The sequence below is a fragment of the Streptomyces sp. cg35 genome (genome assembly GCF_050410835.1).
In the GTDB taxonomy this organism is placed as follows: Bacteria; Actinomycetota; Actinomycetes; order Streptomycetales; family Streptomycetaceae; genus Streptomyces.
This window is the reverse complement of record NZ_CP191268.1, coordinates 6152613-6166540: the sequence shown is the minus strand read 5'-3', so window position 1 is coordinate 6166540 and position 13928 is coordinate 6152613. Positions and strand designations below refer to the sequence as shown.

The 13928-nt window shown below is 68.5% G+C and carries 13 protein-coding genes; 6 read left to right on the top strand and 7 right to left on the bottom strand.

The features are described 5' to 3' along the window. Positions 1–69: 69 nt before the first annotated feature. From ACQUQD_RS28080 to ACQUQD_RS28065, 4 genes are all read right to left on the bottom strand, one after another. Positions 70–645 carry a TerD family protein gene (locus ACQUQD_RS28080; protein WP_428954919.1) on the bottom strand — a complete coding sequence of 192 codons (576 nt, stop codon included), beginning with the start codon at positions 643–645 and terminating at the stop codon, positions 70–72. A gap of 105 nt (positions 646–750) precedes the next feature. Further along, positions 751–1326 (bottom strand): TerD family protein, encoded by a 576-nt coding sequence (locus ACQUQD_RS28075; RefSeq protein WP_428954918.1) that lies wholly within the window; start codon positions 1324–1326, stop codon positions 751–753. A 130-nt stretch (positions 1327–1456) separates the two neighbouring features. Continuing rightward, a complete protein-coding gene (locus ACQUQD_RS28070; protein WP_428954917.1) occupies positions 1457–1915 on the bottom strand; it encodes a peroxiredoxin in 459 nt (152 codons plus the stop codon). A 163-nt stretch (positions 1916–2078) separates the two neighbouring features. After that, positions 2079–2510 (bottom strand): DUF3052 domain-containing protein, encoded by a 432-nt coding sequence (locus tag ACQUQD_RS28065; RefSeq protein WP_324776036.1) that lies wholly within the window; start codon positions 2508–2510, stop codon positions 2079–2081. A gap of 432 nt (positions 2511–2942) precedes the next feature. Between ACQUQD_RS28065 and aceE the strand changes: the two genes are divergently transcribed. Further along, positions 2943–5690, top strand: coding sequence for a pyruvate dehydrogenase (acetyl-transferring), homodimeric type (gene aceE, locus ACQUQD_RS28060; RefSeq protein ID WP_428954916.1), 2748 nt, complete (start codon positions 2943–2945; stop codon positions 5688–5690). A gap of 317 nt (positions 5691–6007) precedes the next feature. Here aceE and ACQUQD_RS28055 read toward each other — a convergent pair whose 3' ends face one another. The 3 genes from ACQUQD_RS28055 to ACQUQD_RS28045 all read right to left on the bottom strand — a co-directional run bounded on the left by ACQUQD_RS28055 (position 6008) and on the right by ACQUQD_RS28045 (position 8608). Beyond that, a complete protein-coding gene (locus tag ACQUQD_RS28055; RefSeq protein WP_428954915.1) occupies positions 6008–6277 on the bottom strand; it encodes a small hydrophobic protein in 270 nt (89 codons plus the stop codon). Positions 6278–6378: 101 nt separating this feature from the next. Next, the gene (locus ACQUQD_RS28050) at positions 6379–6753 is read right to left on the bottom strand and encodes a peptidase inhibitor family I36 protein (protein WP_428954914.1); all 375 of its coding nucleotides are present in this window, start codon (positions 6751–6753) and stop codon (positions 6379–6381) included. 244 nt (positions 6754–6997) lie between these two features. Next, on the bottom strand, positions 6998–8608 hold the full coding sequence (locus ACQUQD_RS28045) for an MFS transporter (protein WP_428954913.1): 1611 nt from the start codon (positions 8606–8608) through the stop codon (positions 6998–7000). Between the two features lie 110 nt (positions 8609–8718). On the opposite strand from ACQUQD_RS28045, the gene ACQUQD_RS28040 reads away from it, so the two are divergent. The 5 genes from ACQUQD_RS28040 (at position 8719) to ACQUQD_RS28020 (ending at position 13889) form a co-directional block, all read left to right on the top strand. Next, positions 8719–9360: a TetR/AcrR family transcriptional regulator gene (locus ACQUQD_RS28040; protein WP_428954912.1), complete on the top strand. Its 642-nt coding sequence runs from the start codon at positions 8719–8721 to the stop codon at positions 9358–9360. A 183-nt stretch (positions 9361–9543) separates the two neighbouring features. Further along, positions 9544–10755 (top strand): alpha/beta hydrolase, encoded by a 1212-nt coding sequence (locus ACQUQD_RS28035; RefSeq protein ID WP_428954911.1) that lies wholly within the window; start codon positions 9544–9546, stop codon positions 10753–10755. Between the two features lie 76 nt (positions 10756–10831). Continuing rightward, the gene (locus ACQUQD_RS28030) at positions 10832–11710 is read left to right on the top strand and encodes a DUF4429 domain-containing protein (RefSeq protein WP_428954910.1); all 879 of its coding nucleotides are present in this window, start codon (positions 10832–10834) and stop codon (positions 11708–11710) included. 103 nt (positions 11711–11813) lie between these two features. Next, a complete protein-coding gene (locus ACQUQD_RS28025; protein ID WP_428954909.1) occupies positions 11814–13199 on the top strand; it encodes a sensor histidine kinase in 1386 nt (461 codons plus the stop codon). Positions 13200–13214: 15 nt separating this feature from the next. After that, entirely contained in the window at positions 13215–13889 is a 675-nt protein-coding gene (locus ACQUQD_RS28020) for a response regulator (RefSeq protein WP_428954908.1), read from the top strand. Positions 13890–13928: the final 39 nt, after the last annotated feature.

The window sequence follows — 13928 nt, the reverse complement described above, 5'->3', positions numbered from 1 at the left end:
CGTGTGTACGGGTTTCCCCGTGCTGGTTGTACGGGGCTCCCCCGCTCCGTGCACGGCTTTAGGAACGCTTTATGAAACGTTGACTCCGAAGTCTAGAGCGATGCCCCGAAGTCCGGACGCGTACCCCTGTCCCACGGCCCGGAACTTCCACTCCCCGCCGTACCTGTACACCTCGCCGAAGATCATCGCGGTCTCGGTGGAGGCGTCCTCCGAGAGGTCGTAGCGGGCCAGCTCCTGGCCGTCCGCCTGGTTCACGACACGAATGAACGCGTTGCTGACCTGTCCGAAGGTCTGCCCGCGGTTGTCCGCGTCGTGGATCGAGACGGGGAAGATGATCTTGTCGCAGGTGGCCGGCACCTTGGAGAGGTCGACGATGATCGACTCGTCGTCGCCCTCACCCTCGCCCGTGAGGTTGTCACCGGTGTGCTCGACCGAGCCGTCGGGGCTCGTGAGCTGGTTGTAGAAGATGAACCACTCGTCGCCCATGACCCGGCCGCCGCTGCACAGCAGCGCGCTGGCGTCGAGGTCGAAGTCGGCTCCGGTGGTGGAGCGTGCGTCCCATCCGAGCCCGACAAGGACCTGGGTGAGATTCGGTGCGGCCTTGGAGAGGGAGACATTGCCTCCCTTGGCGAGCGTGACGCCCATGATCTGGTCCTCCCCGGATGTAAGGCACTGCTGTTGTCGAGCGCGTCCGGCGCCGCACTGAAGCAGTGCGGCGCCGGACGGATGAGCGGGGTGCTGCCCTTCGGCTCAGACGTTGACGCCGAAGTCCTGCGCGATACCGCGCAGACCCGACGCGTAGCCCTGGCCGATGGCACGGAACTTCCACTCGGCACCGTGCCGGTACAGCTCACCGAAGACCATCGCGGTCTCGGTGGAGGCGTCCTCGGAGAGGTCGTAGCGGGCGATCTCCGCCTCGCCCGCCTGGTTCACGACGCGGATGAACGCGTTGCGCACCTGGCCGAACGACTGCTGGCGGTTCTCGGCGTCGTAGATCGACACCGGGAAAACGATCTTGTCCACGTCGGCCGGGACCGTCGCGAGGTTGACCTTGATCTGCTCGTCGTCGCCCTCGCCCTCACCGGTGATGTTGTCGCCGGTGTGCTCGACCGAGCCGTCCGCGCTCTTCAGGTTGTTGAAGAACACGAAGTCCTGGTCGTTGCGGACCTTGCCCTCGGCGCTGGTCAGAATGGCGCTGGCGTCGAGGTCGAAGTCCGTACCGGTGGTGGTACGGACGTCCCAACCGAGGCCCACGACGACCGCCGTGAGGCCCGGGGCCTCCTTGCTCAGCGATACGTTGCCGCCCTTGCTGAGGCTGACTCCCACGAGTCCTCCCTATGGTCTTGGGGGCGGGGAGCCCCGTAGTGCGTCTGGCATCGGATCAACGTCTGGATCCTAGTGACGGGTTCCCGCCTCCGGCGAGGCTTAATACAGGGTGTCGTACCCCGGAGGGGTCTCAGAGAGCGTCGATCGCCTTGACGTACTCGTTCAGGTCACGGGCGTCCGGCAGGCCGTTGACGACGGTCCAGCGGACCACGCCCTCCTTGTCGATGATGAAGGTGCCGCGCACCGCGCAGCCCTTCTCCTCGTCGAAGACGCCGTACGCGCGCGAGGTCTCGCCGTGCGGCCAGAAGTCGCTCAGCAGCGGGTACTCCAGGCCCTCCTGCTCGGCGAAGACGCGCAGCGTGAACGGGGAGTCGTTCGAGACGGCGAGCAGCTGCACGTCGTCGTTGACGAACGCGGGCAGCTCGTCGCGCAGCGCGCAGAGCTCGCCGGTGCACACCCCGGTGAAAGCGAACGGGTAGAAGAGCAGCACCACGTTCTTCTCGCCGCGGTAGTCCGAGAGCTTCACGGTCTCGCCGTGCTGGTTCTTCAGCTCGAACTCCGGAGCCTTGGTGCCGACCTCGATCGCCATGGTGAAGCTTCCCTTCGATGGGGCTGTTCGGGTGGCTTCAGCCTAGTTGGCGATCCGGAACGGCCGCCCACCGGCCGCCCGGCCGCGGGCATGCGTAAGGCCCTGTGGGCGCACTTTCGTGCCCACAGGGCCCTCCACGTGGGATCTCGCTCCGCCGGGACGGCTACCGCTTCTTGGCGGCCGTCTTGGGCGTCACCAGCCTGCTCCCGGTCCAGTCCTTGCCGACGCTGACGCCCTTGGTCTGCGAGAGGCCGGCGGTGGTGGCGGCCTCGCCGATCTCGCTCGGCTCGACGTACCCGTCCCGTCCGGTCTTCGGCGTCAGAAGCAGGATGTAACCGCCGTCTTCGATGTACGTGGTGGTATCCACCAGCGCATCAGTAAGGTCCCCGTCGTCCTCACGGAACCAGAGCACCACGGCATCAGCCACGTCGTCATAGTCCTCGTCGACGAGCTCGGTGGTGGTTGTGGCCTCGATGGCCTCACGGAGCTCTTGATCGACGTCCTCGTCGTAGCCGATCTCCTGGACCACCATGTCGGTCTGGAAACCAAGCCTCACGGCAAGGTTCGTCTCCGCGTGGTCCGCGGTCGCGCTCACGGATTGCCTCCTGATCATGTTTACGAAGTTGTCTGCAGCATCGCGCACGCGCGAAGCGTTGGCCGTAGTCCACACGTGCGCGACGGATCGCGCAAGTACCCGGCCGTCTAGACCGCCGAAACGGTGACGTTCCAGGCCGTGCCACCACAACCCCTGTCAAGGATTCCCACAGGTCAGTGATGTACGCCACACCGATCTGCCAGGTTTGCCCGCCCTGCCCAGGCACACAGCGTAACCGGGACCGAACAGACGCAGGGAACACCTGAGCGAGATGGGCGTATCGTTGCGATTTGTTCGCAGCCGCTCGAGGATCACGCGCCGGACCTTCGGATTACCTCTCGGTAGAGATGACGATTCCGATTCCGAGGTACACGATGGACACCGGCGCAGCCGACAGTGGAACAGTGGCATCACCGACAGTGAAGGAACAGCGTGGCTTCCGGATCCGATCGCAACCCGATCATCATTGGCGGTCTTCCCAGCCAGGTCCCGGACTTCGATCCAGAAGAGACCCAGGAGTGGCTCGACTCCCTTGACGCCGCAGTGGACGAACGCGGCCGCGAGCGGGCCCGCTACCTGATGCTCCGACTGATCGAGCGGGCCCGCGAGAAGCGCGTGGCCGTGCCCGAGATGCGCAGCACGGACTACATCAACACGATCGCCACCAAGGACGAACCGTTCTTCCCCGGCAACGAGGAGATCGAGCGCAAGGTCCTCAACGCCACCCGGTGGAACGCAGCGGTGATGGTGTCCCGCGCCCAGCGCCCCGGCATCGGCGTCGGCGGACACATCGCCACGTTCGCCTCCTCGGCGTCGCTGTACGACGTGGGCTTCAACCACTTCTTCCGCGGCAAGGACGAGGGCGACGGCGGCGACCAGATCTTCTTCCAGGGGCACGCCTCGCCGGGCATCTACGCCCGCGCGTATCTCCTGGACCGGCTCACCGAGGACCAGCTCGACGCCTTCCGCCAGGAGAAGTCGAAGGCGCCCAACGGCCTTTCCTCGTACCCGCATCCGCGCCTCATGCCGGACTTCTGGGAGTTCCCCACCGTCTCCATGGGCCTCGGCCCGCTCGGCGCGATCTTCCAGGCCCGGATGAACCGCTACATGGAGGCCCGTGGCATCACGCAGACCTCCACGTCGCACGTGTGGGCCTTCCTCGGCGACGGCGAGATGGACGAGCCCGAGTCCCTCGGCCAGCTCTCCATCGCCGCCCGTGAGGGTCTCGACAACCTCACCTTCGTCGTCAACTGCAACCTGCAGCGCCTCGACGGTCCGGTGCGCGGCAACGGCAAGATCATCCAGGAGCTGGAGTCCCAGTTCCGCGGGGCCGGCTGGAACGTCATCAAGCTCGTCTGGGACCGCAGTTGGGACCCGCTGCTCGCACAGGACCGCGACGGTGTGCTGGTCAACAAGCTGAACACCACGCCCGACGGCCAGTTCCAGACCTACGCCACCGAGCCCGGCTCGTACATCCGCGAGCACTTCTTCAACGACGACCACCGGCTGCGCGCCATGGTCGAGAACATGACCGACGACCAGATCCTGCACCTGGGCCGCGGCGGTCACGACCACAAGAAGATCTTCGCGGCGTTCACGGCGGCCAAGGAGCACAGGGGTCAGCCGACGGTCATCCTCGCGCAGACGGTGAAGGGCTGGACCCTCGGCCCGAACTTCGAGGGCCGCAACGCCACGCACCAGATGAAGAAGCTGACGGTCGACGACCTGAAGGGCTTCCGCGACCGGCTGCACATCCCGATCACGGACGCGCAGCTGGAGGGCGGCGCCCCGCCGTACTACCACCCCGGCCGCGACTCCGAAGAGATCCAGTACATGCACGACCGCCGCAAGGCGCTCGGCGGGTACGTCCCGACCCGTGTCGTGCGCGCGAAGCCGCTTCAGCTCCCGGACGACAAGGCGTACGCGGGTGTGAAGAAGGGCTCGGGCCAGCAGTCGATCGCCACCACCATGGCGTTCGTCCGGCTCCTGAAGGACCTCATGCGGGACAAGGAGATCGGCAAGCGCTTCGTGCTGATCGCGCCCGACGAGTACCGCACCTTCGGCATGGACTCCTTCTTCCCGAGCGCGAAGATCTACAACCCGCTCGGCCAGCAGTACGAGTCCGTGGACCGCGAACTCCTGCTCGCCTACAAGGAGTCGCCGACCGGCCAGATGCTGCACGACGGCATCTCGGAGGCGGGGTGCACGGCCTCCCTGATCGCCGCCGGCTCCGCCTACGCGACGCACGGCGAGCCTCTGATCCCGGTCTACGTCTTCTACTCGATGTTCGGTTTCCAGCGCACCGGCGACCAGTTCTGGCAGATGGCCGACCAGCTGGCGCGCGGGTTCGTCCTCGGTGCGACCGCGGGCCGCACGACGCTGACCGGCGAAGGTCTCCAGCACGCCGACGGTCACTCGCAGCTGCTGGCCTCGACCAACCCCGGCTGTGTCGCCTACGACCCGGCGTACGCCTACGAGATCGCGCACATCGTCAAGGACGGTCTGCGCCGGATGTACGGCCCGACCGAGGACGGCAAGCCCGGCGAGGACGTCTTCTACTACCTCACCGTCTACAACGAGCCGATCCAGCACCCCGCGGAACCGGCCGATGTCGACGTCGAGGGCATCCTCAAGGGCATCCACCGCATCAGCACCGGGACCGCGGGCACGATCCCCGCGCAGATCATGGCGTCGGGTGTCGGCGTCCCCTGGGCGCTGGAGGCCCAGCAGATCCTCGCGCAGGAGTGGAACGTGCGGGCCGACGTGTGGTCCGCGACCTCGTGGAACGAACTGCGCCGCGAGGCAGTGGAAGTGGAGCGCCACAATCTGCTGCACCCCGAGGAGGAGCAGCGCACGCCCTACGTCACGCAGAAGCTGTCCGGCGCGGAGGGTCCGTTCGTCGCGGTCTCCGACTGGATGCGCTCGGTGCCCGACCAGATCTCCCGCTGGGTGCCCGGCACCTACCAGTCGCTCGGTGCCGACGGGTTCGGCTTCGCCGACACCCGGGGCGCCGCGCGCCGCTTCTTCCACATCGACGCGCAGTCGGTCGTGGTCGCGGTCCTCACCGAGCTGGCGCGTGAGGGCAAGGTCGACCGCTCGGTCCTCAAGCAGGCGATCGACCGGTACCAGCTGCTCGACGTCACGGCCGCCGACCCGGGCGCGGCCGGGGGCGACGCGTAGCAGTCCGCTTGTCCGAGGGCGGCGGGGCTTTGGGCCCCGCCGCCCTCCGGCTTTTCCTGCGAGGCGATGTGCTGACGTCGGGCATGGCACAGGCAGGCGTGGCGCCGGCAGGCGTGGCGCGACCGGGCGTCCCCCAGGCGGTTGCACCCATGGCTCCGGGTGAGCCGGATGTGCCGCAGCCCGGCGGCGCGGGTGCCTCCGGAGACGGCCCCGGGAACTCGTCCGGGGCCGCGTGGAGTTGACCGCGCGGAGCGGTCAGCCGCTCGGACTCGGGCTCGGAACCGCCCGCCCGCGGCGTGACCGGTCGCCGAGGCCGGTCAGGCGATCGCGAGCAGGGTGTCGATCGCGCCGAGGACCACGGCGACCAGCGCCGGCACGGACTGCGTGCCGGCCCAGCGCCGGCCCATGGCCAGCCAGCCGCAGACCAGGGCGACCGGTCCCAGCACGATCCCCAGGACGAAGAACCCGGCGATCGCGCAGATGAACCCGATGATTCCGAGCGTCGCGCGGTCCGGCCCGCTCCGCGACCTCGTGCGACCGCGTGAACGGGGGTGCTTGCGCGTGGTGTGTCCGAAGCCCGCCATCATCACTCCTCGAGTTCGTCCGGACTCGGGCAATGCTTCGGGTACCCCGTCGGCCGTTGTCTATCGCGCGCGCTCTGTCCAACGCGCACGGCGCCCGGGTTGCGTCATCTCTCCCAGATCTTGAACGCCCGTGTGCGATAGGGCGATTCGGGTTCCCAGGTACCACTGCCGGGGTAGGTCTGGAACTCCCCTGTCTCCGCGCACTCCGCGGACTGATAGGTGGTGACGGGACGGCCGGTGCGATTGGCGAGGGACGCCGCGCTGCTCCCCTCCGGCAGCGCGACGCAGCTCTCGATGTCGGTCCCAGCCAGTTCGTAGGTGTGCCGGGGTCCCTTGAACCCGGCCTTGCCCCACAGGCACAGCTCCCCCGCCGCGCAGGCGCCGAGTGTCGGTGGCGACGCCGCGGCGGCGGGACCGGGTGTGAGAGCGGTCGCGGCGAGTGCGGCTGCGGTGACGATCATGGGCATGGACGTACGCATGTGTTTCAACCCCCGTGTCGTATCGACCAGTTGCGTTCGCGACTGATCGCTTGCCTCACACTTTGGCCCGGAGGATCAGGTTCCGGGAAGGGCTGCCGGGCGGCGTCACCCGGATAAGCGAAAGCCCCCGGAAAGTTCCCCGGGGGCTTCCCTCACAAGGGCGGTTTCAGCGCCTCGTCACGACTGAGGACGGTGCCGTCCGACACCCATGAGCTGGGGCGACGTACGCGGGATCCGTCCGGCGTCAGATGTGCGCGGTACCCGCACCCGCCTCCGCGTTGGCACCGCGCTTGGTCAGCATCGCGACGAGGATCGCGACGACCGCGACTCCCGAGGCGACCAGGCAGGCCAGGCTCATGCCGGAGATGAAGGTGTCGTGGGCGACGCTCGTGATCTTCTCGGCGAGCGCGGCCGGCGTGCCGGGCGGCACCGGGGCGGCGCCGACCTGCACGGCCTCGGAGGCCTGGTCCAGCTGCGTGGCCGAGAGCGGCGGGAGCTTGGCGTCCGCCCAGTTGCCCGCGAAATCGCTGTCGACCTTCGACGCCATGACGGCACCGAGGACGGCGGTGCCGAGGCTGCCGCCGATCTGCATGGCGGCCTGCTGGAGTCCGCCGGCGACGCCGGAGAGCTCCATCGCCGCGTTGCCCACGATGACTTCGGTGGCGCCCACCATCACCGGCGCGAGGCCGAGGCCGAGCAGTCCGAACCAGACGGACATGATGCCGCTGCCGGTGCCCGCCTCCAGCGTGGACATGCCGTACATGGCGATGGCCGTGCACGTCATACCGCCCGCGAGCGGGATGCGCGGGCCGACCTTCGTGATCATCGCGCCCGCCAGCGGCGAGGCGACGATCATCATGCCGGTCAGCGGCAGCAGGTGCAGACCGCTGTCGATCGGGCTCATGCCGTGCACGTTCTGCAGGTAGAAGGTGACGAAGAACAGACCGCCCATGAACGCGATGGCCATGAGCACCATCAGGACCACACCGGCCGACAGCGGCACGGAACGGAACAGGGACAGCGGGATGAGCGGCTCCGCGACGCGGGTCTCCCAGATCGCGAACAGCGCGAAGCAGAGCACGGACGCGGCGATGAACGTCCACGTCATACCGTCGCCCCAGCCCCACGCCGGCGCCTTGATGAGGGCCCAGACCAAGCAGAACATCGCGCCGGACAGCAGCAGGATGCCGGCGATGTCGAAGGACCGCGGCGCGTTCTTGGCACGGTGGTCCAGGAGGATGACGAGCCCGAGGACGAGAGCCAGGACGCCCACGGGAACGTTGATGAAGAAGACGGACTGCCAGCTGACGTGCTCGACGAGCACACCGCCGAGGATCGGACCACCCGCGGTCGACGCACCGATCACCATGCCCCAGATACCGATCGCCATGTTCAGCTTCTCGGCGGGGAAGGTGGCCCGCAGCAGGCCGAGCGCGGCGGGCATGAGCAGCGCGCCGAACAGACCCTGGAACACGCGGAACGTGATGACGAACGCGATGCTGTCGGACAGACCGATGGCTCCCGAGGCGGCGGCGAAGCCGACCACGCCTATGAGGAAGGTCTGCCGGTGTCCGAACCGGTCGCCGAGCTTGCCCGCGGTGATCAGCGTGACCGCGAGGGCGAGGAAGTAGCCGTTGGTGATCCATTGGACGTCGGCGAAGCTCGCGCCGAGGTCCTTCTGAATGGCCGGGTTGGCGATGGCGACGATGGTGCCGTCGAGGGCAACCATCATCACGCCGATCGCGACGGAGAAGAGAGTCAGCCAGGGGTGGCCGCGCAGCCCCTTGGCCGGTGCCGGGACGGGGTCGGGCTCCGGAACCCGGTCCGTCTTGTCGACAGTGGTCTGACTAGTCATGTGTTCGAGGCTAGTGACAGCCCCTGACAGTTGACAAAGCATTTCACAAGTCGGTAACTGTCACGTCGCTCACAGTACGGTGGTCTGCACAAACAGCCAGAAAGAGGACCATGGCGCCCCGATTGAACCTGCGTGAACTCAAGAAGCAGCGCACGCGAAACGCTCTGCTGCGCTCCGCACTTGAGCTCTTCACGTCCCAGGGGTTCGACCGCACCACGGTCGACGAGATCACCGAGGCCTGCGAGGTCTCCCAGCGCACCTTCTTCCGCTATTTCGCGAACAAGGAAGAGGCCGCTTTCGCCGTACAGGAGATGGTGGAGTCACGTTTCGTCGCCGCGCTGCGCGAACGCCCTGCCGCGGAGAGCCCGTTCGAGGCGCTGCGCCACACGGTCCTCGGCACCTGGGAGGCCCTGAGCCGCTCGGTGGAGGAGGTCATCCCCGTCGAACTCCACATGCGCACCTACCAGATGATCGAGTCGACACCCACGCTGCTCGCGGCGCACCTGCGCCGCTCCACCGAACTGGAGGAGGAGATCGCGGGCGTGATCGCCGAGCGGGAGGGGCTGGACATGGACGCCGATCCGCGACCGCGCGTGGCCGTGGCCGCGTTCAGCGGCGTGATGCGGATGACCGGGCGGCTGTGGGGCGCCGGCGAGGACGCGAGCGTCGATGCCATTCGTGCGCTCACCGAGTCGTATCTCGACCATCTGAAACCGTCGTTGGGCGAGCGATGGAGTCATGACCGAGTGTGATCGACGTGGGCGCCGTCACGTGACCCCGGTCGCACTCCCGCGCGCGTGAGGCGCCTTCTTCGCCTACGCAGCGTGAAGGCTTGACTGCAACTATGCCCGGTTTTACCCAAATACACCCCGGAAACCGTGATCTGCCTCACCCGCTGCACGGAGTGCCCCGCGCTTCTCCTAGGGTGTCCCGCAGTGACTTCCTTCGACTCGTCCCCCCAACTCAACGTCTGGCGCGCACTGCTTGCGCTGGCCGTCGTGTTCGTCATGCTGGCGACCACCGGCTGGACCGCGGTGCGTCATCACCGGGGCGTCACATCGCCGCTCCAGGCCGCGCTCACCGCATGGGAGCACGGCAGTCTGAACGGACGGGCCCTGCCCGCGCCCGACGGTTCCCCCACCCGCCTCGCGCACTTCTTCGCCTCGCTGACACCGCACCAGCGCAGCCGTCTCGCCGATCGCTACCCGCTCGCGGTCGGCAACATGAACGGCGCACCCGTCGAGCTTCGCTATCGCGCGAACCGGGTCGCCCTCGACCAGGCCCGCAAGGTCGAGGCCAAACGCATGCACGACGTCCGGCTGTCCACCGTCGGCCACCACGACGCCGAGCAACGCATGAAGCGCTTCGCGCTCCTGGAGAATCCCGACCGCAAGATCCTCGCCTTCGACCCCATGGGTAACGGCCGGGTCGCCGAGGTCTTCGGCGACCTGGACAAGGCCCAGCGCGTCTCGGTCGTCGTGCCGGGGGTCGACACGAATGTGCTGACCTTCCAGCGCACGTTCCGCAAGTACTCGGCTCCTGTGGGCATGGCCCGCTCCTTGTACTCCGCCGAGCGCGCGGCGAGCCCCCACACCCGCACCGCTGTCATCGCGTGGGCCGACTACACGGCCCCGATCGGCCTCGGGGTGGACGCCGCCACGTCCATGCGCGCCGACGACGGCGCGGTCCGGCTCAACTCCATGCTGCGCGGCCTGCCCGGCCGCTCCCCCGTCGCCCTGTACTGCCACAGCTACGGCTCCGTGGTGTGCGGAGTGGCGGCGCACGACCTGCCCTCGCGGGTCAGTGACATCGCCGTGGCCGGCAGCCCGGGCATGCGTGCCGAGAACGCTTCGGGACTGCACACCCACACGCGCGTGTGGGCCACCCGCGACAAGGACGACTGGATCCAGGACGTGCCCTACATGGAGGTGGGCGGCCTCGGGCACGGCGCCGACCCGGTCTCCTCGGGCTTCGGCGCACGGGTCGTCTCCTCAGCGGACGCCAAGGGTCACACCGGTTACTTCGCACCGGGCACCGACAGCCTCAGCAACTTCGCCGAGATCGGAACTGGCTCGTACCGATCGGTGCGGTGTGCGGACGCGAACCAGCACTGTCGGGAGGGTTTTTCCGGCAGTGCCTCGACCTGACGCGCGTAGAAATCTGCGAAACAGCGGTCTGACGCAACAGGCGACGGAGGCGCGCGTGCCGCATACGATGAGCCGCATGGGTGACGTACTGGCCGGATTTCATGCCGCCTGGGAGTTCGAGTCCGACTCCGTGCTCATCCGCTTCGAACGGGGGATCCGCACGCCGAAGCTCCTTCAGGCGCTCGGCGAACGCCGCATCCCTCTGGAAGCGATCGCGGCGGTGACTCTGACTCCTGGTAAGCGCGGGACCGTAGTTCTGCGTGCCGTGCCGAGACCGGGCACCGATCCGCTGATGGACGCCGCGGCGGGCCAGCTCAAGGAGGGCAGCGACCCTTATCGCCTGGTGCTGCCCGCGGAGCGGGAGACCCTCGCCGAGTACTACGCGGACGAACTGCGCGGCCGGCTCGTCGCCGACGAGGACGTCTGGCCGGACGGCTATCTGGTGGCGCCGCCCGAGGCTCCGCTGCACTTCAAGGGGTACGACGGCAAGGCCTCCTTCGACGGGACGTCGGTGTCGTTCCGCTGGTTCTGGACGGGCGCGTCGTCCGCGAAGTGGAAGGCCGGGGACAAGACGTTCCCGGTCTCCGGTCTGAGCGGCGTGGAGTGGCGCTCCCCCGAGCTGTTCGAGGGGCACCTGCGACTGCTGCACCGTGACGCGGCCGAGGAACAGCCGGGGCAGGCCGATCAGGATCCGGCCGCCGTGGTCTTCGGACTCGGCTACGGGCCGGTGCACGAGTCGCTCCCCTTCGCCGCCTCGGTGCTCGCCGCCGTGCGGTCCACGGGCTCCACGCCGGTGCCGGCCGGGCACCTGCGCGCCGAGTCCGCCGCGGCCGGACGCCGTGACCCGGCGGACATCGCCGAGCGCATCCGTCATCTCGGCGAGCTGCACCAGGCGGGGCTGGTCACGGACGCGGAGTTCACGACGAAGAAGGCCGAGCTGCTCGCGGAGCTGTGACAGCCGGGTGCGCCAGGTGGCTGGTGATACCTGGGTATGAGGTGCGGTTGAGCACCTCGGTATGACGGCACGGGCCGGGCTCATTGCCTACGCTGAACGGGCCATGAGCACTGCACCGCCCCCTCCCGATCAGGCACCCCGCACACCGGACGAAGGCTCCGGACGAGCGGGGCCCCGCCACATGTCCGGTACGCCGGGGCATGGACTGCGCAGCGCGCGGGACAGGCTGGCCGCGGCCGGTTCGGCACTCACCGTCGCCGTCGGCGGCGACCGGTCCGAGCCGCTGCTGGCCCAGGCGCCCAAGCGCTGGATGCGGCTGCTGCCCTACGTGGTCGCGCTGGGATTCGTCGCAGTGCTCATCCCGGTCACGACGCAGGTGTTGTCGCACGACTACGGGGTCGGCGGCGGCCTCGCCGGCGCCATCGGTGTGGCACAAGCCGCTCCCCTGCTGCTCGCCGTCAGCCGCCCGCTGACCGCCTGGTACATCACGATCGTCGCCGTCGTGCTGGGCACGATCCCTGTGCTCCAGGGCGACGCACACCATCCGTCGCCGTGGACGCCCATGGTCGTCGTGGGCTATGTGGTGCTGTGCATCGCCCTGGCGCTGCGCGAGAGCCGCCGCACTCTCGTCGGCATCTGGCTGGTCACCGTCGTCGTCAGCATCGTCCTCGGCCTCTTCCGCGACGGGACGAGCCAGGACACGGGCGTGCTGCTCATCGTCCTGAGTGGCGGGGTACTGCTGTTGGGTGCTCTGTTGAGGGAGCGCGGCGAGACACAGCGCAAGCTCGTCGAGCAGGAGACGATCAGCGAGGCCGAGCGGACCCGCCGCACGCTGCTCGAGGAACGGGCGAGAATCGCCCGCGAGTTGCACGACGTCGTGGCTCATCACATGTCGGTGATCACGGTGCAGGCCGACTCCGCGCCCTACCGGCTGCCGGGCCTGAGCGGACCGACGCGCGAGGAGTTCGAGTCCATCGCCGCGGGAGCGCGCGAGTCGCTGACCGAGATGCGCCGCCTGCTTGCCGTGCTGCGCAGCGAGGACACGCAGGGTGACCTGGCGCCCCAGCCGGGCCTCGCGCATCTGCGACAGCTGGTGGAGGCGACGATACGCGGAGGCGTACCGGCCGAGCTGTCGTACCCGGAGCTGACACTCGTCGGTCAACTGGCCGATGTGCCGCCCGCGGTGGACCTCTCCGCGTATCGCATCGTGCAGGAGGCACTGGCGAATGTGGTGCGGCACGCCCCCGGCGCACGAACACAGATCTCGGTCGGCCTGGACGACGACGCGCTGTTGGTGATCGTGGTCAACGGGCCGGCCGGGGAGCCCGCCTCCCCCATCGAGTCGACCGGCACGGGACACGGGCTGGTAGGGATGCGCGAGCGCGTACGGTTGGTCGGCGGCACGCTGGACGTGGGACCGCTGCCCGACGGAGGTTTCCGTGTCGCGGCCCGGATCCCGTTGACCGAGCCCGACTCTCCCACGGCGTAAAGGAATTCGGCCCGCATGACCATCCGCGTGATCATCGTCGACGACCAGAGCATGGTGCGGGCGGGATTCGCCGCGCTGCTGTCCGCGCAGAGCGACATCGACGTCGTGGGCGAGGCACCGGACGGCAGACAGGGCGTCGACGTCAGCCGGTCCACCCACCCCGATGTGGTCCTCATGGACGTACGGATGCCCGAGATGGACGGACTGGCGGCGACGCGCGAGCTGTTGGATCCGCCGCGGGGCGTCGTGCACCGCCCCAAGGTGATCATGCTGACCACGTTCGACGTGGACGACTATGTGTATGCCGCGCTGCGTGCGGGCGCGTCCGGCTTTCTGCTCAAGGACGCGCCGCCCGCCGATCTGATCGCCGCGGTGCGCATCGTCGCGGCGGGAGAGGCGCTGCTCGCGCCGACCGTCACCAAGCGGCTCATCGAGGACTTCGCCAAGACGCGGCCGACGCGCAGGGAGCGCTCCCCGCTGCTCAAGAGTCTGACGCCGCGCGAGTTGGAAGTGCTGGAGCTGATCGCACGCGGCCTGTCCAACCAGGAGATCGCGCAGAAGCTGGTCCTGGCCGAGCAGACCGTGAAGACCCATATCGGCCGGGTGCTGGCGAAGTTGGGGCTGCGCGACCGGGCACAGGCCGTGATCTTCGCGTACGAGTCCGGGCTCGTCACGCCAGGCGAGCAGTAGCACCCCTACCGGAGTACCGGTTCACCTGACGCACGCCCC

Bases quoted from the DNA above. Each gene is read 5' to 3' on its own strand.
- ACQUQD_RS28040 (WP_428954912.1), top strand. From the start codon at position 8,719: ATGGCGCCCCGATTGAACCTGCGTGAACTCAAGAAGCAGCGCACGCGA.
- ACQUQD_RS28025 (WP_428954909.1), top strand. From the start codon at position 11,814: ATGAGCACTGCACCGCCCCCTCCCGATCAGGCACCCCGCACACCGGAC.
- ACQUQD_RS28020 (WP_428954908.1), top strand. From the start codon at position 13,215: ATGACCATCCGCGTGATCATCGTCGACGACCAGAGCATGGTGCGGGCG.
- ACQUQD_RS28070 (WP_428954917.1), bottom strand. From the start codon at position 1,915: ATGGCGATCGAGGTCGGCACCAAGGCTCCGGAGTTCGAGCTGAAGAAC.
- ACQUQD_RS28030 (WP_428954910.1), top strand. From the start codon at position 10,832: ATGGGTGACGTACTGGCCGGATTTCATGCCGCCTGGGAGTTCGAGTCC.
- ACQUQD_RS28055 (WP_428954915.1), bottom strand. From the start codon at position 6,277: ATGATGGCGGGCTTCGGACACACCACGCGCAAGCACCCCCGTTCACGC.
- ACQUQD_RS28050 (WP_428954914.1), bottom strand. From the start codon at position 6,753: ATGCGTACGTCCATGCCCATGATCGTCACCGCAGCCGCACTCGCCGCG.
- ACQUQD_RS28080 (WP_428954919.1), bottom strand. From the start codon at position 645: ATGGGCGTCACGCTCGCCAAGGGAGGCAATGTCTCCCTCTCCAAGGCC.
- ACQUQD_RS28045 (WP_428954913.1), bottom strand. From the start codon at position 8,608: ATGACTAGTCAGACCACTGTCGACAAGACGGACCGGGTTCCGGAGCCC.